This window comes from Paenochrobactrum pullorum, from assembly GCF_041929845.1.
In the GTDB taxonomy this organism is placed as follows: Bacteria; Pseudomonadota; Alphaproteobacteria; order Rhizobiales; family Rhizobiaceae; genus Paenochrobactrum; species Paenochrobactrum pullorum.
The window spans coordinates 128,326-151,615 of sequence record NZ_JBHEEH010000004.1 but is presented as its reverse complement, the minus strand read 5'-3'; the positions used below and the strand labels follow the sequence as shown (position 1 = coordinate 151,615).

The window sequence follows — 23,290 nt, the reverse complement described above, 5'->3', positions numbered from 1 at the left end:
TGCGGATTTTTCACTCAAAAAATCGGTTTTTAACAGATAGATGAGTAAAAGACTCCACAATCGCGCCTCAACTTCCCTCATTGAAACTGGCTTATGAATAGAAAAATTGCTTAAGCCAACTCAATGATTTCATGTGTCGACTTATCATCAAACAATGCCTTCACCACATGGAAATTCATTTTATGCCCGCCCTTGAACGAACTGAAACGACCGATAAATGGTGTACCAAGCATCGCAAGGTCGCCAATGGCATCCAGTGTTTTGTGACGAACGAATTCATTTTCAAGCCGTAAACCACCTTCATTGATGATGGTATCATCATGACCAATCACCAGTGAATTTTCCAAGGAGGAACCAAGCGCCAAACCTGCGGCCCACAAAGTTTCAACATCTTTCATGAAACCAAAGGTACGCGCTGCTGCAATTTCATTCTTGAAGATATCGGCATCAAGATCAGCGGCAAATTTTTGCCGTCCGATCACGGTAGAAGAAAACTCGATTTCCACATCATAATGCAATCCGTCATAAGGCGCAAACTCTGTCCATGAACCATTATGTTCGATACGAACAGGCTTTAAAACACGGATATATTTACGTTTAGCAGACTGCACCTCGATACCCGCCGCGTCAAACGCATTGATAAAATCCAGCGCCGATCCGTCCAAAATCGGCACCTCTTCGCCATCCAGCACTATCTCCAGATTATCAAGCCCCAGCGCTGATACCGCAGACATCAGATGTTCAATCGTATGAATACGAATATCACCTGTGCCAAGTGTCGTTGACAGATCGGTAGAGCCAACCTGATCCGCATGGGCTGCAAAACGGTGTTGCACACCATCCGCATCTTCGCGGATAAACACAATACCGCTGTTTTCAGCTGCCGGAATTAACTCCAGATTGGCGACCTTGCCGCTATGTACGCCCACACCAGCCAACATTACCGGCTTTGCGAGAGTCTGTTGAAATGGCTTTAAGGTCATCACGCGTCATCCGAATTATTGTGTCATCATTATCAAACAGGCCTCATAAAGCACCTGTCTGATATAAGCTACCTTAGGCATAAACGACATTACGGCCAAATCATGCTCAATAGCCATAAAGCAGTGCAACTTATCGAGAAATATAAAAATGCATACTGTGTGGTCACAAGAGATAACGTGCTTTTTATATTTGTCAGAAGCGAATCGGGTTCATTATAACCGCCATCAAAAAAGCCCTCCCGATCTGAACCGGAAGGGCTTTTGATTTTTTAAAGACGCATCAGCTTAGTTGGACTGACGACGCAAGAATGCAGGGATTTCCAGCTGATCTTCTTCAGAAGCCGGGCGCTGCTGACGTGGAGCCTGTTCATTCAACTGACCACGGCGCGGAGCGTAGATTGAAGCATCCTGTGACAGCGGACGACGGGCTTCTGGCTGGCGCATGCCTGGTTCTGCACGACCTTGTGCCGGTTCCAGACGAGCAGCTGGCTGCTCTTCTTCACGACGGGTCAGACCGCTCATCAAACGATTGAGCAAGCCTTTAGGGCCGCGTTCTTCAGGAGCCGGTGCCGGTGCACGACGTGCATTCAGTTCCGCCTGAACCACCGGAGGAAAGTCAGACACCGAAGGCATGCGCGGAGCTTGGCGCGGCTGTGGTGCAGGCTGTTCCATCTGTGACTGCTGGTATTGCGGCTGAACCTGCTGCTGTTGCTGTGTGTGCAACTGAACCTGTGGCGCATGCTGTGCCTGAGGTGCCTGATGCTGAGCCTGCTGGCGCGGTGCTTGTCCACGGGCTTCCATGCTTTCAGGCGTTGGCGCCTGGAAAATACGGCTAGCCGGACGGAAAGACTGGTCTTCCTCACCCTGATAGAAAGGCATTTCTGCCTGTGCTGTCTGGGTGTTCTGCGGAGCCGGTGCTGCTTCTACCGAACGCGGCTGTGCTGGCTGTTCAACCTGTACAGGAGGTCGCAGAGCGCCATGCGGGGCTGGCTTTGGTGCAGCTGGCTTTACTGGTTGACGAAATTCCAGCGGCGCAGGCGCCGCATCTCCAATCTGCTTGTCAATGCCGGTAGCCACAACAGAAACGCGAATAACGCCTTCAAGACCTTCATCAAATGTTGCACCGAGGATGATGTTTGCATCCTGATCAACTTCTTCACGGATACGGGTTGCTGCTTCATCCACTTCAAACAGTGTCATATCACGACCACCGGTAATGGAGATCAACAGGCCGCGTGCACCGCGCATTGATGTTTCATCAAGCAATGGATTGGCAATCGCTGCTTCAGCAGCTGCAATCGCACGACCTTCACCTGAAGCTTCACCGGTACCCATCATTGCCTTGCCCATTTCACGCATAACAGCGCGAACGTCAGCAAAGTCGAGATTGATGAGACCCTCTTTGACCATCAAGTCAGTGATGCAGGCAACGCCTGAATAAAGCACCTGGTCAGCCATCGCAAAAGCGTCGGCAAAAGTGGTCTTGTCATTGGCAATGCGGAACAGGTTCTGGTTCGGAATAACGATCAGAGTGTCGACGTTTTTCTGCAGTTCTTCTATGCCGAGATCTGCGGTTTTCATGCGACGCTGGCCTTCAAAATGGAAAGGCTTGGTCACAACACCAACAGTCAGAATACCACGATCACGGGCAGCACGCGCCACAACAGGAGCAGCACCGGTACCGGTACCACCACCCATACCGGCGGTGACAAAGCACATATGGGTGCCGTTCAGGTGATCAACGATTTCGTCAATGCACTCTTCAGCAGCTGCGCGACCAACTTCCGGCTGCGAACCCGCGCCAAGGCCTTCAGTCACAGCAGCACCGAGCTGGATGATCCGGTCTGAGCGTGACATGGTCAACGCCTGGGCGTCTGTGTTGGCAACCACAAAATCAACACCACGAAGACCGGCATTGATCATATTGTTGACTGCGTTACCGCCGCCACCACCAACACCGAAAACGGTGATGCGAGGCTTCAGCTCTGTAATATCTGGCTTTTGCAGATTGATGGTCATTGTTCTTCGTTCCTCTTAAGCCTCTACACCGCCATTTGCCGCTGCGGTGTTAAATTGTTCTGAACCGATAATACGCCCGGCTACTCAAAAACTCTCTCTCAGCCATTGGCCGACACGCTGTATTCGTCCACCTGTCCCGGTCAGACGACCGGAACCGGCCAGCCTGATTGACCGCTCTTCGACACCCGCAATCTGCGGGTAGATCAACAAGCCAACGGTGGCGGAAAAAGCCGCTCCTTTGGCCGCATCCGGCAGGCCAGAAATCCCTAACGGCCGGCCGATCCGGGCATTGCGCGCCAGAATACGACGGGCTGCTTCCGGCATACCCGGCAGCTGGCTGGCACCACCGGTCAGCACAACACGTTTTCCAACGATTGTACCAAAACCGGACTGATTCAGTCTGTCACGCACCAGTTCCAGTGTTTCTTCAACACGGGCACGAATGATGCGCGTCAGGACTGAACGTGGATACTGATTTGGCATGTCGCGCTCATCATCACCAATCGGGGGAACGCTGATCAGATCGCGCTCATCCGCAGCACTTGGCAAGGCTGAACCATACATAACCTTTAAACGTTCGGCGTCTTCCATACGGGTGGAAAAGCCGCGCGCCACATCCATGGTGACATGATTGCCGCCAATGGCAATCGCATCCGCATGGATAAATTTACCTTCCGAGAAAACAGAAATCGTTGTGGTGCCACCGCCCATATCGATGCAGGCAACACCCATTTCCGCTTCATCATCCACCAATGCAGCCAAGCCGCTGGCATAGGGGGTTGCAACCATCGCTTCCACTGACAAATGGCATCGATTGATGCATAATTCCAGATTCCGCAAGGGGGCGCTATCGGCTGTTAACACATGCATGTCAACGCCTAAGCTATCACCAAGCATCCCCATCGGATCACGAATGCCGCGCTCGCCATCAAGCGTATAGCCAATCGGCAAGGAATGAACCAAATTGCGCTCTGCGGCGAGTGCCTGCTTGGCACCGGCAGATAAAACGCGGCGCACATCCGAACGGTCAACTTCATGACCACCAAGATTGATACTGGCCGACAAAATTTCGCTTTTCAAACGACCGGCAGAAATATTGACGATCAGACTGTCAACCGTCAAACCAGCCATACGTTCTGCTGCATCCACCGCCAGACGAATGGACTGTTCAGCCGCATCCAGATCAATAATCACACCGGATTTAACACCGTAGGATTTTTGATGGCCAATGCCCAAAACTTCCATACGATGGGTGCGACCCGGCAGCATCGCACTTTCATCACGCGGTGTCAGACGCGCAATCACGCAGGACACCTTGCTTGATCCCACATCAAGAACCGTCAAAAGACGCACCTTGCGCCCTGCCGATCCTGAATTTGCTGCCGACTTGTTACCAAAAATACTCATGCGCGTTTCCTCGCACGTGCGGCCTGCTGGCGTTCTTTTAATAATTTCTCACGTGCAGCCTGTCCGGTCTCCGTCAACAAAACAGTAACGCGGTCATTCAAACGCATATCAACGGATACAATATCACGGGACAACAAATTCTGATCCCGATCCAATTTCTCAATCTGTGCCAATGCTTTTTCAGGCTCGAATTCCGGCAGCATCACCCGCACGCCGTTTTCAAGCAATAAATCCCATCGCCGGTCTGCGACTCGAATATAGGCACGCACTTTCGATGCCAGATCCGGATGGATACTCACATCAGCAATAAAATCTTTGACGCGGCTTTCCGCACCTTCACCCACCACCAACGGCAACTGCGCGTAACGGCCCGAACGATAAGGTACAATTTCCTTACCCTCGGCATCAATCAGCGATAAGCGATCTTCATTTTGCCAGATTGCCTGCGCCTTACGCTCTTCAAGCGATACCAGCACGGTGCCCGGATAAATTTTACGCACTTCAGCGTTTTCGACCCAAGGCAGCTGCGAAATTTCTTCGCGCGCCCGCTCGACATTCAAACCGACCAGCGAAGTGGAACCGTCAAGATTCAACTGCCCCAGCACATCGATATCGGAAGTTTCAGAATTACCAACCACCTGAACACGCTCAATAGCAAAGCCGAGGGTTGAGGTTGTCACTTTGATGACATCGTCTGAATGACCACCAGCCACCATACCATAAGCACCGGTGGCCGCAAAAAAGCCGGTCAAGCCAATAGTACCGGCAAAACGCGGAATATGGATGCGCCCCTGAAACAGACGAGCGATAAAACGAAACGGTCTACGTAAGAATTTAGGCAATACAAAAGCAGCACTCTGCACGGACGACGCATGACGCATCGACGAAGCATTGTAATGAGCTTTAGCCTTTTTCTTTAACGCGAGCACGAAGCGTCCTCCACCATCCAACTCAGTAACGCACCAAAGGAAATACCTTCAGCACGGGCAATATCAGGCACAAGAGAGGTGGGCGTCATGCCGGGCTGCGTATTGACCTCCAGCCAAACCAGCTCGCCATCTTCTGAAAAACGGTCATCGTACCGGAAATCCGAACGACTCACACCTTTACATCCAATTGCCCTATGTGCCTCAAGCGCCATTATTTGAATTTTTTGGTAAATATTTGGTAAAATTTTTGCCGGACACTCATGCTTTGATGCGCCAACTACATATTTTGAATCATAATCATAGAACTGATGACCGACAGGAATGATCTCGCAAACACCAAGCGCCCTGTCCCCCATCACGGCACAGGTCAATTCACGCCCGCCGACATAATGTTCCACCATCACCTCATCGCCATATTTCCAGTCTGGTGATGATATGACTTGCGGCGGATGGGACTGATCTTCCTGAACAATCACCACACCAAAAGATGAACCTTCACGCACAGGCTTTACCACATATGGCGGCTTGATCGGATGCTCATTGCCCAAATCAAAACGGTTCATCACCACAGATTCAGCAACAGACACACCGGCAGCAGCAGCCACTTTTTTAGCGCGCGCCTTATCCATTGCCAAAGCCGAAGCCATCACACCGGAATGGGTGTAAGGAATTTGCAGAAACTCAAGAATACCTTGAATGCAACCATCTTCGCCGTAAGGGCCATGCAGCGCATTAAACACCACATCAGGTCGAAGCTCCGCCAAAACAGCCGCAACATTACGATCCATATCAATACGGCTAACGCGATAACCTTCCGCGTCGAGCGCCTCTGCACAAGCAGCACCTGATGACAAGCTGACAGGGCGTTCTGATGAAAAACCACCCATCAATACGGCAACATGTTTTTTAGCCATATGAGACCCCTCTCCTGTCAAAACCGATGCAAAATACAAAAAACCGTTTCCGGCAAAACTCGCAACAGAAAATATATATGTTCGAAACGAGAAAACCTCGTCGAATCAAATCACTGAACGCTTTACCCTAAAGAATCAGATCGTTGATTCTGTGGCAAGCCCCCAGAGAAATTTGTTGTTTGTTCGATATGCCGGAAACATCAGAAAAGACTCGGTTTCTTGGCAAAATAAGCATCAAAAAAAATATTTATTTATGCAAAATAAATTGAAATATGCACCCAATTAAGCGAGCACAACCGCATCTTCTGCAACCTGCAGTTCAAACAGGCTCTGACCTTCGCCAAACAAACCAATGCGTTTGATTTCCCATTCCAGCAAAATACCGGAATTTTCCAGTACCTTTGCCCTTACGGTTTCACCTAAACGTTCCAGATCAAAGCCGCTGGCCTCGCCATTATTGATCATGAAATTACAATGCATGACCGACATCTGCGCATCACCAATACGCAAACCTCGGCAACCTGCTTTGTCGATTTCCTTCCAGGCAGACGTACCTTCAGGATTTTTAAACGTCGAGCCGCCGGTTTTCTCCCGCACCGGCTGAACGGTTTCACGGTGATGCAAAACCTCGTCCATCGCTTGGCGAATAGTTTCAGGCTCGCCCTTCTTCCCTTCCAGAATAGCGGAGGTGAAAATCAGATCCGAGGGCACAGAAGAATTGCGATAGCTATAGCCCATATCGGCATTGCTCAAAACATGCAGATTGCCTTTTCTGTCGAGCGCACGCACCTCTACAACGCGTTCGCAAGTTTCAACGCCATTGGCACCGGCATTCATCCGCAACGCGCCGCCAAGCCCGCCCGGAATACCGCTATAAAAATGAAACCCTGCAAGCTGCGCCTCCAAGGCGGAAGCCGCCAGCCGCTTGTCGGTTGCCGCAGCTCCGGCCTTCAGACGCGTGTCACTCACTTGCTCGACGGTACCGAAGCCTTTTGCACCTAACCGCACAACAAACCCCGGTATGCCGCCATCACGCACCATTAGGTTGGAGCCGATGCCGACAACCATCAGCGGAACCTCTTCCGGCAATGATCTTAAAAATAAAGCGAGGTCTTCTTCATCGGCTGGTTGAAAGAACACTTGTGCCGGACCACCGGTACGAAACCAGGTGATTTTGTCCATTCCGGCATCAACTGTCATCTTACCGCGCAGACCTTTTAAACGGTCACCCAAACGCGCCAGAAGAAGCTCTCCGCTTTCCATGTTTTTATGCCTTATCCAGTGCAGCCAACTCGTCAGGCAGCGCATAAGCCCATTGAGTGATATTGCCCGCACCCAAGCAGATAACAAAATCACCTGGGCGTGCAATCTCATGCACTATAGGCGCCAAGTTTTCAGCTCCAGCGGCAAAGCGTGCATCACGATGACCGGCGGTTTTAATCCGTGAAACGAGATTTGGTGAATCAACGCCTTCAATCGGTTCTTCGCCAGCGGTATAGACCGGCGCCACAATCACAGTATCGGCGTCATTGAAGCAGGTTGCAAATTCATCATAAAGGCTGTGCAGACGCGTATAGCGATGCGGCTGAACAATTGCCACCACGCGACCCTTGGTGGCAGCACGTGCCGCATTCAGCACCGCGCGGATTTCCACCGGATGATGTCCGTAATCGTCAAAGACTTCAACGCCATTCCATGAACCGGTATGGGTAAAACGACGCTTCACACCGCCAAAGGCACCAAGACCTTTAACAATATCTTCTGCTGAAATGCCAAGCTCATAAGCCACCGCAATCGCGGCGGTCGCATTGGAGACATTATGCATGCCCGGCATTGGCAGGCGCAGACCTTCGATCAGCACCACATCGCCCTTGCGGGAGCGGATCTGCACGTCAAACACGCTTGTCGCACCGTCCATATGATGGTTGATATAACGCACATCCGCCTGCGGATTGTGACCGTATGTGATGATGCGGCGATCTTCAATACGGCTGACAAGTGCCTGCACTTCAGGATGATCAAGGCACATAACGCCAAAACCATAGAAAGGCACATTCTCAACGAACTGGCGAAAAGCCGCGCGCACATTGTCGAAAGAACCATAATGATCCAGATGCTCCGGATCGATATTGGTAATCACCGCAATATCGGCAGGCAGTTTCAGGAAAGTGCCGTCACTTTCGTCAGCTTCCACCACCATCCAGTCGCCGTCACCCATACGTGCATTGGTGCCATAGGCATTGATGATACCGCCATTAATCACGGTCGGATCGAGTTTGCCCGCATCAAGCAATGCCGCAACCATTGATGTGGTGGTGGTTTTGCCATGCGTGCCGCCAATGGCAATCGCATGACGGAAACGCATCAATTCGGCCAGCATTTCAGCGCGGCGCACAACCGGCAGTAATTTCTCGCGCGCTGCCATCAGCTCCGGATTGCTAGGCTTGATGGCAGTGGAAACCACCACCACATCCGCATCGCCCAAATTTTCGGCTTTATGGCCGACAAAAACCTCGATGCCCTTTTCACGCAGACGCTGCACATTAGCGCCATCTGCCTGATCGGAGCCCTGCACTTTATAACCAAGATTGTGCAGCACTTCGGCAATACCGCTCATCCCAATGCCGCCAATACCGACAAAATGTACGAGCCCGATATTTAACGGCATCTTCATCGACGCAGTCCTTCCTTATAATCTTTCACTGACTTACCAGCTGCAATAACCTCTGCCAGATCGGCAAGCAACCGTGTTGCATCAAGTTTGCCGGCAGTTTTTGCAGCTTCCGCCATTTTCATTAATCGTTGCGGCTCATCCATAGCGGCTTGAAGTATTTCCGCCAGTTTTTGTGGCGATAATTCTGTTTGCTTGATCACTTGAGCACCCCCCACATCTGCCAGCGCTTCGGCATTGGCGGATTGGTCATGGTCAAGCGCGTGAGGAAACGGCACCAAAATCGCCGGACGGCCAATGGCGGCAATTTCCGAAACGGTGGATGCACCAGAGCGCGCAATGATAAATTGTGCATCAGCCTGACGTGCCGGCAAATCACTGAAGAATGGCGCGACCTGCGCCCCCACACCTAGTTTTTCATAAATCGCGGTGACAGTTTCCTGATCTTCAGGACGTGCCTGTTGAGCAATCAGCAAGCGTGCCTGATATGCTTTCGGCAATAAAGCAATGGCTGCCGGAACTGCTTGGCTGAAATATTGCGCACCCTGACTGCCACCAAAAACCAGCAAATGAAAACGCTCATTGCCGCCTGAGAGTTGATAAGGCTGTTTCGCTGCTGCAACGACAGGTGGGCGCACCGGATTGCCGGTGGTGATGATTTTATCGGCGAATGCACCTTTGCCTTCCGACAAAAAGCCGCCCGCTATTGCCTGAACACGCGCAGCCAAACCTTTATTGGCACGCCCCATCACCGCATTTTGCTCATGAATAAGGGTCGGGATATTCATACGATGCGCCGCATAAAGCGGTGGCAAGGTCGGATAACCACCAAAGCCCACCACCAGTTTCGGTTTTAACTTTTTGAATAAAGAACGGCTGTCGAGATTACCGCGCCATAATTCCCACATGGTGCGGGCAATGGCGATAGGATTGCGCCCCGACAAAGTTGCCGAGCGGATCACATGCACATGGTCGGCCGCAAATGCACCGGAAAAGCGCTGTGCTCTGGCATCAGTTGCCAGATGCACATCATAACCGCGTGCGGTCAGTTCATAAGCCAAGGCTTCGGCCGGGAACAGATGACCACCAGTACCGCCGGCAGCAAGCACGATCACATCTTTTTGCATCATTTTTCTCACAGAGCCGGTGCCTGTGTCCCCATACGAACTGTTGCCGACATACGACCTTCCGGACGGCGGCGTGTTAAGGCCAGCAGAATGCCCATCGTGATGGCAATCGCGATCAGAGACGAACCACCATAAGAAATAAACGGTAATGTCATACCTTTAGCAGGCATCAGGTGCAAATTCACCGCCATATTAATGACCGACTGGAAGCCGAACAGAATGACCACACCGGAAATCGCCAGACGGCTGAACGGATCATTCTGGCGCTGTGCAATCAACAGTCCACGCACCACAATGAAGGCAAAAAGCAACATGATGAGCAGGCACAGGATAATGCCATATTCTTCTGCTGCCACAGAAAAGATAAAGTCGGTGTGACTATCAGGAATGATACGTTTGACGGTACCCTCGCCCGGCCCCTGACCAAACCAACCACCGCGCAAAATCGCTTCGCGTCCGCTATCTACCTGAAACGTGTCACCCTCACCGGTCATGAAGCGATCAATACGGCCAGCCACATGCGGGAAAAACATATAAGCGCCGAAAGCGCCAACAGCACCGATAACACCAAGCAGCAAAATCCAAAACATGTTCAATCCTGCCAGAAAGAACATACCGCCCCATGTGCCTGCTGTCAGCATGGTTTGCCCGAAATCCGGCTGCAACACCAAAAGGCCAACTACCAGCCCGCATAAAAGCATGGCGAAGAAATTGCCCGGAATGTCGGAGCGGCGCTGCTGCTCGGCAAAAAGCCAGGCGCAAATCACCACAAAAGCGGGTTTCATAAATTCTGAGGGCTGAATGGAAATGCCTAGAATAGAGATCCAGCGTCGCGCCCCTTTAACCTCAACGCCGATGAATAATGCGGCCACCATCATCAGCAGTGCCCCGATCAACAGGATCAGCGAATAACGGCGAATTTCCCGCGGCGAGCAAAAAGACACGCCGATCATGATAACCACCGCCGGAACCATGAAAAAAGTCTGACGTTCAACAAAGTGAAAACTATCGAGGCCGATGCGTTCGGCAACCGCAGGGCTTGCCGCAAAAGACAGCAAAATGCCTAACCCCATCAGGCTCAAACAGGCGGCAAGAAAGTAGCGATCAATCGTCCACCACCAATTTGCAACAGGGCCACGGTCAACACGACTTACCATCAGTTTGCCCCTTCAATCTTTCTCGTGCCAGCCAAAGAAAACACAAAATTACGAAATGCATCGCCGCGTTTTTCAAAGTTTTGAAACTGATCAAAACTGGCGCAAGCTGGCGACAAAAGCACAACCGGCTCCTGCGCCGCATCGGCTCCCGCATCCTGCGCTGCGTGGGTAACGGCAACCTCTAATGTATCAGAAATTTCATAAACAACATCATTGCCCAACGTGGCAGCAAAAGCAGCAGCCGATTCACCGATCAGATAGGCTTTGGCAATGCGCGGGAAAAATTCGCGCAAGGCTTCAATGCCACCGGCCTTCGGCACACCACCGACAATCCAGTAAATATTTTTGGCAAATGAAGATAAAGCCGGTGCCGTGGCTTCCGCATTGGTCGCTTTGGAATCATTGACAAACAATACTTTGCCACGGCGCGCCACCTGCTCCATGCGATGCGCAAGCCCCGGAAAGCTTTGCAAACCTGTTTCAATTTCTGAGGGGCTCAAACCAACGCTCATGCAAGCTGCAATCGCCGCCAAAGCATTTTGTGCATTATGGCTGCCACGTAGTGAGCCAATCGATTGCAGCGAGCCTAATGATTTCACATCGCCGGAACGCGCATAGAAAAGCTCTGATTCTTTAGCAAAATAGCCGTTTTGCAGCGGCTTATCTTTCGAAATACGAATAAGATGATCGCCTTTTACCGCCAAACTATCGGCAATTTTCACACAGTAATCATCATCAACACCGATAATCGCTACATCGCTTTGCGCCACCAGCCGCGCTTTAATCGCGGCATAATTGTCCATCGTGCCATGACGGTCGAGATGGTCAGGCGTTAAATTCAATAAAATACCGGCACTCGGATTAAGTGATGGTGCCAGATCAATCTGATAAGACGAACACTCAACCACATAAAACTTGTCTGCCGCTGGTGCATCCAAAGTTAAAATCGCAGTGCCGATATTGCCACCAAGCTGCATATCACGGCCAGCCGACTTTAAAATATGAGCAATCAGGGCTGTTGTGGTGGATTTTCCATTCGTGCCGGTAATGGCAATAAAAGGGCAATCCGGCGCCAAAAGCTGACGTTCACGCACAAATAATTCCACATCACCAATAATCTCGACACCGGCATCTTCAGCCAGTTGCACTGTCCAATGCGGTTTTGGATGGGTCAGCGGCACACCGGGCGACAAAACAAGGGCAGAAAACTGCGACCAGTCTGCCAGACGTAAATCACCGGTGGCGATGCCTTCAGCCTGCGCCTTGGCAACACTTTGCGGATTATCATCCCATGCAATGATCTGCGCGCCTCCAGCCACAATAGCCTTGGCAGTCGCAAGACCCGATCCCCCTAAACCAAAAAGGGCAATGGTTTTATCTTTTAATGCGGTGATCGGGATCATTGCAGGTGCCTATCGAGTTTAAATGCCCTTAACGGAGCTTCAATGTAGAAAGACCAATCATGGCCAGAATGATCGCCACAATCCAGAAACGGATCACGACCTGACTTTCCGTCCAGCCTTTTTTCTCAAAATGGTGATGGATCGGTGCCATCAGGAACACCCGCTTGCCGGTCAACTTGAAAGACCCAACCTGAATGATGACGGAAAGCGCTTCCACCACAAACAAACCGCCGATAATTGCCAGTACGATCTCGTGCTTGGTCGCAACAGCAACTGCACCCAACATGCCGCCAAGCGCCAATGAACCGGTGTCGCCCATGAAAATTGCAGCAGGCGGTGCATTGAACCAAAGGAAGCCAAGACCGGCACCAATCACCGCGCCAAGCACCACAGACAATTCACCCGTACCCGGCACAAAGTGGATCTGCAGATAATCAGCAAAAATCGCATTACCGGAGAGATAAGCAATCAGACCGAAAGAAGCAGCAGCCACCATCACAGGCACAATCGCCAAGCCATCCAGACCATCGGTAAGGTTCACCGCATTACCGGCACCAACCATGACAAAGGCTGCAACCGGGATAAAGAAGAGACCAAGATTCAAAACAAATGTTTTTACAAACGGGAATGTCAGCGAAGATGAAAATGGCTCCTGCCCTGCGCTCATAATGAACCATGCAGCAATACCGGCGATCAGAAATTCTAATCCTAACCGGGACTTGCCGGAAAAGCCTTTATCGGTCTGCTTTGTCACTTTCAGATAATCATCATAAAAACCAATCGCGCCAAACCCGACCGATACCATCAGCACAACCCAGACATAAACGCTGGAAAGATTAGCCCATAATAGCGATGAGACCAGAATACCGGTCATGATCATCAAGCCGCCCATTGTCGGTGTACCGGCTTTTTTGAAATGGGTCTGCGGGCCATCTGCACGGATCGGCTGACCACGCCCCTGACGCACACGCAAGGCATCAATGATACGCGGACCGAACAAAAAGACGATCAGCGCCGAGGTAATCATCGCACCGCCGGTACGAAACGTGATGTAGCGAAACACGTTTAATGGTGCCACATGGTCAGCAAAAAATGTTAAGAGCATCAGCATGGGCAGCTTATCCTTACAGGCATCATTTTTTATTATTCCCCAATCTTTATTCCACTGCCTCTGCTGGCGGGTAGCGGGTAATCAGGGCTTTCACAATTTTAGAAAACGCAATCGACATGGATGATTTGACCATCACCACATCACCTGCACGAATATCATTGAGCACAACCGGCAATAATTCATTGACGCTCTGCCCGTATTCAACATGAACTTCAACAGGCATCGCTGATTTCAGCACTGCCATTTCAGCGCCGCCGATATAAAGGGCGTTCACGTCCGCATCGACAATCGGTCGGGCAAGATCGGCATGAAGTTTACCCGATTGACGGCCAAGCTCCAGCATATCCCCAAGCACCGCAATGCGGCGACCACCCTCTTGCGGTTCAACCGATTGTAGCAGTACAAGGGCGGCACGCATCGAGGTCGGATTGGCGTTATAGCTTTCATCAATCAGTGTGAATGTGCCATCCCCGCAACGCAGTTTATAGGTAGCGCCGCGCCCCTTTTCCGCCTGCAAATCAGCCAGTGCCGCAATAACTTTTTCCATATCCGCACCAACAAGATGAGCCGCACCGATCACGCCCAGCATGTTCTGCACGATATGACGACCTGGCGCACCAATTTTGACCGCCAAAGTTTTCTTGCCAATGCGCATTTCAATATCGGAATAAGTCGGATGCAATTCGAGCCTGTTGAGACGGTAATCTGCTTGCGCATTTTCGCCAAAGGTCACGACATGCTCGACACCTGCTTCTTCAGCCAGAGCTTCCAACTGCTTGAAGCGTTTGTCATCACGGTTGAGCAGGGCATAACCGCCCGGCACAATGCCTTCAAAAATTTCGCCCTTTGCTGTGGCAATGGCTTCCAGATTAGCAAATTGGCCTAAATGCGCCGGTGCAATGAGCGTGATCATCGCCACATGCGGACGCACCATTTTCACCAATGGACGAATTTCATCGGGATGGTTCATACCGATTTCAAAAATGCCGTAATCAATATCGCGTGGCATCCGCGCCAAAGTCAGCGGTACGCCCCAATGATTATTGAAAGAGGCAACAGAAGCATGCACCGTTCCGGACCTGCTCAATACATGACGCAATGCTTCCTTGCTGGTGGTTTTTCCAACCGAACCGGTCACGGCAATGATTTGTGCTTGTGAGCGTTTGCGCGCAGCAATCCCCAAACGGGTCAGCGCTTCCAACACATCTTCCACCACAATCATCGGCACCTGCAAATTGCCGAAAGCCGCCAAACGCTTTTCGGCAACGACCATCAGACTCGCACCTGCTGCCATCGCGTGGGTGGCAAAATCATGACCGTCGAATTTATCACCTTTAATGGCAAAAAACGCCTCGCCCTCTTTCAGAGAGCGGGTATCAATAGAAATGCCTGTTATGCCTTTTGGAAGGGTGCCAAACGGGCGCCCTTCCATTGCCTTGACCATTTCATCAGCTGTCCACAGCCACTGGCTCATTCTTAATCTTCCTTCTGACGAGCCTGAAGCGCCAATGCGATTTCGCTGTGATCGGAGAACGGCAATACCTTATCTCCAACCGTCTGGCCTTCTTCATGCCCTTTACCGGCAACAATTAATGTGTCGCCTGTATTCATCATCGCAACGGCGGCCTGAATTGCCTGTTTGCGATCACCAATTTCCTGCACATTAGGTGCCGCCACCATGATTTCCTGTCGGATCACTTCCGGCACTTCAGTGCGTGGATTATCGTCGGTGACAATCACCACATCTGCCAAACGCGTTGCAATTTCACCCATAATCGGGCGTTTACCCTTATCACGATCACCGCCGCAACCAAAGACCACGATAATACGCCCTGTCGTGAACGGACGTACCGATGTCAGCACATTTTCCAACGCATCAGGCTTATGGGCATAATCGACATAAGCGAGCGCGCCATTTTCAGTCGAGCCCACCAAATCAAGACGACCCGGCGCACCTTTGAGACGCTCAAGCGCCTTCATTGCTGCTTGTGGCGGAACCCCTGTTTCAATGGCAAGCGCTGCCGCAATCAAAGCATTGGCCACCTGAAACTCACCGGCCAATGGCAGACTGACTTCAAAAATCTCGTCATTAATGGCGACTTCAATATGCTGACGGAAACGTTCATGCTCCAAACGCTTCAGTTTGATAAAGTCACCTTTACGGCCAACGGTCTTGATATTGCAGCCAGCCTGACGCGCAATTTCAATAGCTTTTTCCGAATAAACATCATCGGCAAAGAAAATAGCTGGCGCATTTTTAGGCAAAACTTCGGTAAAAAGACGCATTTTTGCAGCCAGATAGTCATCAATGGTCGCATGATAATCCATATGATCACGGCCAAGATTGGTAAATGCAGCAGCCGACAATTTCACGCCGTCCAGACGACGCTGATCAAGCCCGTGGGAAGAAGCCTCCATCGCCGCATGGGTCACACCTTCATCGGCAAGCTCTACCAAAACACGATGCAATTCCACCGGATCAGGCGTGGTCAGCGAATTATAATCACTGCGTGTTGGCGAGAAAACACCGGTCGTACCGATATTAGCAGCGGCAAAACCTGCATATTCCCAAATCTGACGGGCGAAAGAAGCAACCGATGTTTTACCGCTGGTGCCGGTCACAGCCACCATCACATCCGGTTGTTTGTTATAAAAAGCGCTTGCTGCCTGCGATAAAGCCAGACGCGGATCGGTAGTTTTAATCTGCGGGACACTCAAACCACCAGCATGGTCTTCATCAGTAATTACAGCCGCGGCACCGCGGGCAATCGCATCGGCAATAAATTGACCACCATCGGCTTTTACGCCTTTGAGAGCCGCGAACAAATAACCCGTCTGCACTTTACGCGAATCTGACGTCACACCTGTAATTGCGATATCTGCGATTTCCGGGCTCAAAATATTCGAGAATGCCGCGATTTCTTTCAATTTCATAATGTTCCAGACCCTGTTTGCTGACAGCCTCATCGCGGCCTGTAACTTTTTTTGTTACGAGCGCGAATCAGTCATTACCATATGAGACTACTGTTGAAGTGGTATCCTGTTTAAAATCAGGCTTTACACCCAAAAATGATGCTGATCGACGAATAATATTAGCGACCATCGGAGCAGCGTTCAAACCTGCGGTCGCACTATACATACCTTCTTCCGGTTTCGGCTCATCAATAATGGTCAAAACCACATAGGTCGGATCATCCATCGGAAAAGCTGCCAAAAAGGCGTTAAAACGCACATTATTGGCATATTTACCATTCACGACCTTTTCCGCCGTACCGGTTTTCCCACCGACACGATAACCTTTAACTTCCGCACGACGACCGGAACCGATTTCGGCATTGAGGCGATAAAGATAACGCATATCTTCACTCACCTTCGGCGAAACCACTTGAACGGCAACCTGATCGGCTTCGGCTTGTGAGCGCTTTAAGAATGTCGGCTGAATAAGCTTGCCGCCATTCATCAAAGCTGCCGAGCCGACAGCTGTTTGCAGCGGTGTTGTCATCATGCCGTGACCAAATGAAATGGTCATCGAATGAACCTTCTTCCAAACGCGCGGCTCTACAGGACGTGCCACTTCCGGCAGCTCCGTCTGCATGCGGTCAAGCAAACCAATGCGCTTCAAGAAATTGCGGTGACCTTCAATACCAACCGCATCGGCTTCTTTACCCGAACCAATATTGGAGGAGTAAATAAAGACTTCCGCCAATGTCAGCCAGCGGGCTTTACCGTGGAAGTCACGGATGGTCTGACGACCAAACACCATCGGACGGGTCGCATCAAATTTGGAATTGATGTTAAACAATCCGGAATCAAGCGCCATCGCCGTGGTAAAGGTTTTAATGGTTGACCCCATCTCGTAAGTACCGGCAGACATACGGTTGAGGCGGTCTTTTTCCAGCGCATTGACCGGATTGTTCGGATCAAAATCCGGCAATGATGACATCGCCAGCACTTCGCCGGTTTTTACATTAAGCACAACAGCACCGGCAGCAATGGCGCGGTATTTCTCCATCGCCTTTTCCAACTCGTCGCGCATAATGTGTTGCACGCGGATATCAATCGACAATTTGATCGGCTCAAGATTTTGTTCGCTCACAAGACCCGTAGAGCGCAGATCACTCAATCCGGCTGAATCAATATATTTCTCCATACCGGCAATCCCCTGATTGTCGATATTAACGAGACCGAGAATATGCGAAGCCGTTGGCCCGCCCGGATAAAAGCGTTTGGTTTCAGTTCTAAACCCAATGCCCGGCACACCAAGCGCCATAATCTGGCTTTGCTGGCGCGGGGTTAAGCCACGTTTGATCCATGCAAAACCGGAGCCGCTTTTCAGCTTCTTATAAGTTGCTTCCCAATCAAGATCAGGCAAAACGGTCGAGAGAAGCTCAATTGTTTCGTCCGGATCAATAATACGCTTTGGCTCGGCATAAAGCGAAGCGGTCTTGATATCGGTGGCCAGAATTTCACCATTGCGATCCAAAATATCAGGACGCGCTGCCAAATTATGGGCAGCTGATGCGCGATATCCTTCTTCGCGGTCGCTTTGCAATCCAAAATAAACCAGTTTACCACCAATAACGCCATAAATAGCGATGAAACAGGTCATCGCCATGATCAAACGGTTACGGGCGCGGTTGCCGTATTTTTTGCGATTGCCGTCAAAAGCCATATTGCCGGCAACTTTCACTTCCTGACCTTCAGCTGAAAAATCAGTATAGCCAGTGACCTCGGCTTTATTTTTTTTCGAGCCCTTCCAACGCATGACTACTGCCCCGCTTTTGCAGGGTTGACGCTGCCGGTGGCCATACGGTCGATGCCGGTCATATTATTGGCGATCAATGCATCACTACCTGAAATCAGCTTTTCGATTTCATCAACAGGACGATTAGGAATTTCATTGAACTGCACAATCTGCTTGGCATCGATATTTTGTAAGCTCAGTTCTTTGGCATAAACATCAACCAGATTTTGCAAACGACCAGGTTGCGTCATGAGGCTCCAATCGGCGCGCAGCAGGGTAATCGTATCTTTTTCCGACGCGATCTGGCGTTTCAGCTTATTGATGACAACTATCTGTTTTTCGGAATCATATTTGATCTTGTAAGTGACAGTCGCCGCCACCAACATTGCCGCAATCAGAATAAGGTCAAAAGTGCGCAGCACTGGCTCAACTCCTGCTCAGGTCTTGGGTGTCAGGCAATTTCGGCAAACCAAAAAGCGCGTAATCTGCCGCCATTGACGGCGCGTCTGTACGCATTCCGGCCCGCAATTTTGCTGATCTTGCCCGTGGATTACGGTTTGATTCTTCTTCATTGGCGCTCACGGCCCCCTTCACGACAGATGTGAAACTTGGCCGGCGTTCATAGACTTCCGGCATATGACGTGATCCACCGCTGCCACCGGCGCGGTCGGCAAAGAAGCGTTTGACAATGCGGTCTTCCAGTGAGTGGAATGTCACCACGACGAGACGCCCACCTGGCTTCAACCGTTCTTCAGCGGCGATCAGCGCATCTGCCAATTCATTCAGCTCTTCATTGACATAAACGCGCAATGCCTGAAACACGCGGGTTGCCGGATGAATACGATCTTTAGGATGGCGTCCCACCAGCATTTCAATCGCATTGGCTAAATCAAGTGTGCGGGTAAATGGCTCAACCGCACGGCGTTTCTCAATCATGCGCGCAATGCGACCGGCATGACGTTCTTCGCCAAGAAAATTAAAAATACGCGCTAAATCGCCGGTCTTCAAACGATTGACCACATCAGCAGCACTGGGGCCTTCGACCGACATACGCATATCAAGGGGTCCATCTTTTTGAAAAGAAAAGCCGCGATCCGCTTCGTCGATCTGCATCGAAGAAACACCGATATCAAGCACGATACCGTCAACTTGCTTACCCTCGCCCAGCACCTGCTCGATAGCTGCACCCAGTTGCGAAAAACGATTTTGCACCAGTGTAAACCGACCGGCAAACTCCTGTTCCATCGCACGGCCATTGGCAATCGCGGTGGGATCGCGATCAATACCGATCAGGCGTGCACCGGTTTGTAAAATTGCGCGCGAATATCCGCCGGCACCGAAGGTTCCGTCTACGAACACACCATTCTCATTAGCCTGCAAAGCGTCCAGCACTTCGCTGAGCATCACCGGAATATGACGTGAATAATCGCCTTCAGCCTGCACAGCCTGAGACTGTTTTGCGTCAATGTTCGCCATCACGGTCTCCCTTTCTTTCGCGTTATCGCCACTAAATCCGGCTCCAACTATGATTTTGCTGTCTTTTGAAGGCATTTCACTTCCGCAAGCATCGGCATATCGAGCAATTGAACTGAGATAAGCGTGTTTTTTGAGCACACGTTTCCCCAAGAATTAGTTATCCATCATTAAGCTTAATGAAGAGTTAGTCTTTTGCGCTGCAAGGGCTGCGGAAACCGCAATACACAAAAATTTTCGCAAAAAATTTTCACAAAATATGAATGTCGGAAAAGATCGGCAGCGGTGAGAAAATGTCAGTCGGTCTGTAAGCCGGGTTCTGTATGGCCGAGCCAGTGCTCGGCGTGGCAACCATTCATCTGGGACGGATGTCGCCACCCGCCTCATGCAACCCACCCGGACGGCTATCCGGAAACTGATTGCTGGTTCTTTCGAATCAACACGCCGTCCCTATTCGGTCTTGCTCCCGGTGGGGTTTACCTTGCCATTACTGTTACCAGCAATGCGGTGGGCTCTTACCCCACCCTTTCACCCTTACCCCGTCACCGCTTATGTCCGTAATGACACAACCGGAGACGGGGCGGTTTGCTTTCTGTGGCACTTTCCCTGAGGTTACCCTCGCCGGGTGTTACCCGGCACCGTGTTTCCATGGAGCCCGGACTTTCCTCACTCGCCGTCTTTCGACATATGACAAGCGCGGCTGCCCAACCGACTGACATCTGCCTTAAATGCTCTTTCGCAACAAAAGGCAACAAAAAAGCCGGATCACACCAATCAATCCGGCTTTTTATTCACGCAATCTCTTGAAGACCGAAAACCTTCAAAACTGCATAAAGCTTAGAACGAGCGCATATAGGCCTGTACATTGCTGCAATATTTGGCAGAAGTCGGGTTCATGCGCTTGGCACCATGGCCGGCATTATATTTGAGAATGGTGCCGCACACGCTGCCGCCACCAAGCTTTTGCGCCTGTGCCAGATATTTCATACCATATTGCACATTGGTGCTCGGTTCATAAAGACCTTTGGCAGAACCGGTATAACCCAAGCCGCGCGCTGTTGAGAGTTTGATCTGCATCAAGCCGATTTCACCGGCACGACCACGTACATGCGGCTGAAAATTACTTTCATGACGCACAACCGCATGGGCAAGCGCTGAGTTGACGCCGTAAGTGCTGGCATAATGATTGATGATGCTCGAATAACGGGTATTGCTCGGCTTGCTTTGTTTTACCGCAGATTTTTTAGTCACTTTAGGCTTCGGCAGATATTTGGCTTTGGCCGTTGTTTTTGTCTGCGCTTGTTTGTTGGTTTTTACAGATTTCTTGCTCGCATCAGACTTTTTCACAGCCTTGCTATCTTTAGACTTCAAAAGTTCCACCAAGTTTGTGGGACTTGATGCCTGCGCAGCATTTAAGTTAAAGCTAGCTACGGCGCCAATGAGGGCGCAAGCAAAAACAAATTTTAATTTCATAATGTACCGTTCTAAAAGAACACCCGCACCTTGGGAGATGTGCGAATGTTCAGTCCCTTTCGAAAATATTCCATTCAGTGATCGAGCTTAAAAAACTGCAATCATTAGGAATATCCTTGCTGATTAAAACTGCGCATTATCCATTTTTGTTAAGGATCGCAGTATGACTGGCCCCACGAGAACCTCACAAAATAAATTGGATACTCTCAAATGATCGGGGTAAGATTTGGCGTCAAAATGCAGCCGAAGATTGATCGGTAAAGTAAAGTTATCTTACAGATTGTAATAATTCACACCGAGAGCGTGATTAAACCGTTATGAATCAAATCATTAAGCAGTCAGATTTTTTAACGAAAAAAGTATTTTGTAAAGCGTCTCAATGGTTGAAACATCAGCGACTCCATCAACTTTGTGGCGACGAAAATGCCGCTGAAACGCATTTACGACACTTTCTGTCTCTGCGCCGAACACGCCATCAATGGTAATTTGATAGCCGACAAGTGCCAGCATCGATTGTAAAGCTTCGACCGGCTGGCCTGATTCTCCGCGTTGAAAAAAGCGTCCGCCTTTGATGGGGGCCGGCTCGACATAATGACCGACACCTGCGGCATATAATGTCTCCCACGGAAAATTTTGACCCGGATCAATTTTACGATCCGGTGCAATATCAGAATGTGCCAGCACACAATGCGGCTCGATCTGATGACGTTTGGTAATGTCTTGGCAAAGCTTGATGACAGCTTCGATCTGCACCTGCGGAAAGCTTGGAAAATCATGCAAAACACCGGCATTGACAATCTCTATTCCGATGGAAGCAGAGTTGATATCGCTCTCGCCCTTCCAGAAACTTTTACCTGCATGCCATGCACGGGCTTTTTCCGACACCATCTGCACGATACGACCGTCTTCATGTACGAGATAATGGGCAGAAACTTCGCGCGCCGGATCTTTTAAAATCTCAACCGCTTCTTGTGCTGTTTCCAACCCCGTATAATGCAAAATAATAAAACGGGGTGTTTTTGCGTCTTTACGCACGCCAAAATTAGGGGACGGATCAAGTTCGGCACCACTAAAATCGGCCTGAACGAGTTCCAGCTCTTCAAGCGATTGCGTCATATCCTGCCCGCCCATTCAATTCTCTCTTTTATTTCAGAATTCTTTCAATCTCAGCCCAGGCCGCATTGATATCCGCTAAACGATGATTGGCAATAGAGACAAATTCCCGCGGCAAGCCCTGCGCCACCAAGCGGTCGGGATGATGTTGTTTGACCAGCGCACGATATTGCGCTTTGGCTTGATCAAAGCTGGCATTGCGTTCCAACCCCAGCACGTCATAAGGATCACATTCGCCGCGCACGATATGACGGACTGTAATACGTTCAAACTCAGTTTCACTAAAGCCGAAAATCAGCGCAACATTGGTTAAAAATTCCAGTTCTTTTTCATGGACATAACCATCTGCCTTGGCAATATGAAAAAGTCCGTCGAGAATATCTTCCAGCAAATGGCAATTGGGCTGATCTTCACTGCAAAGACGCGCCAATTGACGTGCATAAGCTTCATATCCGGCCACATCCTGCTTGGCCAAATTATATAGCCGCGCCACATGGTTGGCTTCTTCGGCAGGAATTTCAAATATCTCCTGAAAAGCAATGATTTCTTTCTCGTTCACCACACCATCGGCTTTCGCCATTTTGGCCGAAAGCGCGATCATCGCGATCGAAAAAGCAACGCGACGTCTAGTGTCGACATCGCCTTCAAACAATGTGCGAACAGCTTCAATTACGCTCATCAGCGCATTTGTGGCTGTTTCACTCACAAATTCTCCAAGGCGAACCCAGATAGACATATGCGCTTTCTAATATTTAAAAGCTTGCAA

General features: G+C 50.4%; 19 protein-coding genes and 1 other RNA gene. All 20 read right to left on the bottom strand.

Translation table 11 applies throughout. From position 1 onward, the window contains the following. Positions 1-110: 110 nt before the first annotated feature. Positions 111-983 carry a UDP-3-O-acyl-N-acetylglucosamine deacetylase gene (lpxC, locus tag JNC77_RS09340; RefSeq protein ID WP_374831758.1) on the bottom strand — a complete coding sequence of 291 codons (873 nt, stop codon included), beginning with the start codon at positions 981-983 and terminating at the stop codon, positions 111-113. A gap of 285 nt (positions 984-1,268) precedes the next feature. Next, positions 1,269-3,002, bottom strand: a complete 1,734-nt coding sequence (gene ftsZ / locus JNC77_RS09335; protein ID WP_374831755.1) for a cell division protein FtsZ — start codon at positions 3,000-3,002, stop codon at positions 1,269-1,271. Positions 3,003-3,086: 84 nt separating this feature from the next. Continuing rightward, positions 3,087-4,409: a cell division protein FtsA gene (gene ftsA / locus JNC77_RS09330; RefSeq protein WP_374831753.1), complete on the bottom strand. Its 1,323-nt coding sequence runs from the start codon at positions 4,407-4,409 to the stop codon at positions 3,087-3,089. Beyond that, positions 4,406-5,338 carry a cell division protein FtsQ/DivIB gene (locus JNC77_RS09325; RefSeq protein ID WP_374831751.1) on the bottom strand — a complete coding sequence of 311 codons (933 nt, stop codon included), beginning with the start codon at positions 5,336-5,338 and terminating at the stop codon, positions 4,406-4,408. Before JNC77_RS09325 ends, ftsA begins: the two co-directional genes overlap by 4 nt. Continuing rightward, entirely contained in the window at positions 5,326-6,252 is a 927-nt protein-coding gene (locus JNC77_RS09320; protein WP_374831749.1) for a D-alanine--D-alanine ligase, read from the bottom strand. Before JNC77_RS09320 ends, JNC77_RS09325 begins: the two co-directional genes overlap by 13 nt. Before the next feature lie 282 nt (positions 6,253-6,534). After that, positions 6,535-7,515, bottom strand: a complete 981-nt coding sequence (murB, locus tag JNC77_RS09315; protein ID WP_374831747.1) for a UDP-N-acetylmuramate dehydrogenase — start codon at positions 7,513-7,515, stop codon at positions 6,535-6,537. 4 nt (positions 7,516-7,519) lie between these two features. Continuing rightward, positions 7,520-8,926, bottom strand: coding sequence for a UDP-N-acetylmuramate--L-alanine ligase (gene murC, locus JNC77_RS09310; protein WP_374831745.1), 1,407 nt, complete (start codon positions 8,924-8,926; stop codon positions 7,520-7,522). Next, positions 8,923-10,050, bottom strand: a complete 1,128-nt coding sequence (gene murG / locus JNC77_RS09305; RefSeq protein ID WP_374831865.1) for an undecaprenyldiphospho-muramoylpentapeptide beta-N-acetylglucosaminyltransferase — start codon at positions 10,048-10,050, stop codon at positions 8,923-8,925. Before murG ends, murC begins: the two co-directional genes overlap by 4 nt. 8 nt (positions 10,051-10,058) lie before the next feature. Next, the gene (ftsW, locus tag JNC77_RS09300) at positions 10,059-11,207 is read right to left on the bottom strand and encodes a putative lipid II flippase FtsW (RefSeq protein ID WP_374831743.1); all 1,149 of its coding nucleotides are present in this window, start codon (positions 11,205-11,207) and stop codon (positions 10,059-10,061) included. Further along, a complete protein-coding gene (gene murD, locus JNC77_RS09295; RefSeq protein WP_374831741.1) occupies positions 11,207-12,610 on the bottom strand; it encodes a UDP-N-acetylmuramoyl-L-alanine--D-glutamate ligase in 1,404 nt (467 codons plus the stop codon). The genes ftsW and murD overlap by 1 nt, the downstream gene beginning before the upstream one ends. A 28-nt stretch (positions 12,611-12,638) precedes the next feature. Then, entirely contained in the window at positions 12,639-13,721 is a 1,083-nt protein-coding gene (mraY, locus tag JNC77_RS09290) for a phospho-N-acetylmuramoyl-pentapeptide-transferase (RefSeq protein WP_374831739.1), read from the bottom strand. Positions 13,722-13,767: 46 nt separating this feature from the next. Continuing rightward, the gene (locus tag JNC77_RS09285; protein WP_374831737.1) at positions 13,768-15,195 is read right to left on the bottom strand and encodes a UDP-N-acetylmuramoylalanyl-D-glutamyl-2,6-diaminopimelate--D-alanyl-D-alanine ligase; all 1,428 of its coding nucleotides are present in this window, start codon (positions 15,193-15,195) and stop codon (positions 13,768-13,770) included. A gap of 2 nt (positions 15,196-15,197) precedes the next feature. After that, complete coding sequence (locus JNC77_RS09280) at positions 15,198-16,655, bottom strand: UDP-N-acetylmuramoyl-L-alanyl-D-glutamate--2,6-diaminopimelate ligase (RefSeq protein WP_374831735.1); 1,458 nt, start codon at positions 16,653-16,655, stop codon at positions 15,198-15,200. Between the two features lie 67 nt (positions 16,656-16,722). Then, positions 16,723-18,393 (bottom strand): peptidoglycan D,D-transpeptidase FtsI family protein, encoded by a 1,671-nt coding sequence (locus JNC77_RS09275; RefSeq protein WP_374831863.1) that lies wholly within the window; start codon positions 18,391-18,393, stop codon positions 16,723-16,725. A 95-nt stretch (positions 18,394-18,488) separates the two neighbouring features. Beyond that, a complete protein-coding gene (gene ftsL, locus JNC77_RS09270) occupies positions 18,489-18,887 on the bottom strand; it encodes a cell division protein FtsL (protein WP_374831733.1) in 399 nt (132 codons plus the stop codon). Positions 18,888-18,891: 4 nt separating this feature from the next. Next, entirely contained in the window at positions 18,892-19,941 is a 1,050-nt protein-coding gene (gene rsmH, locus JNC77_RS09265; protein WP_374831731.1) for a 16S rRNA (cytosine(1402)-N(4))-methyltransferase RsmH, read from the bottom strand. 289 nt (positions 19,942-20,230) lie between these two features. After that, an RNA gene (rnpB, locus tag JNC77_RS09260) (RNase P RNA component class A) lies at positions 20,231-20,654 on the bottom strand. 121 nt (positions 20,655-20,775) lie between these two features. Beyond that, complete coding sequence (locus tag JNC77_RS09255) at positions 20,776-21,411, bottom strand: lytic transglycosylase domain-containing protein (protein ID WP_374831729.1); 636 nt, start codon at positions 21,409-21,411, stop codon at positions 20,776-20,778. 330 nt (positions 21,412-21,741) lie between these two features. Continuing rightward, entirely contained in the window at positions 21,742-22,542 is an 801-nt protein-coding gene (locus JNC77_RS09250; protein ID WP_374831727.1) for an N-acetylmuramoyl-L-alanine amidase, read from the bottom strand. 13 nt (positions 22,543-22,555) lie between these two features. Beyond that, positions 22,556-23,260 carry a TerB family tellurite resistance protein gene (locus JNC77_RS09245; RefSeq protein ID WP_374831725.1) on the bottom strand — a complete coding sequence of 235 codons (705 nt, stop codon included), beginning with the start codon at positions 23,258-23,260 and terminating at the stop codon, positions 22,556-22,558. Positions 23,261-23,290: the final 30 nt, after the last annotated feature.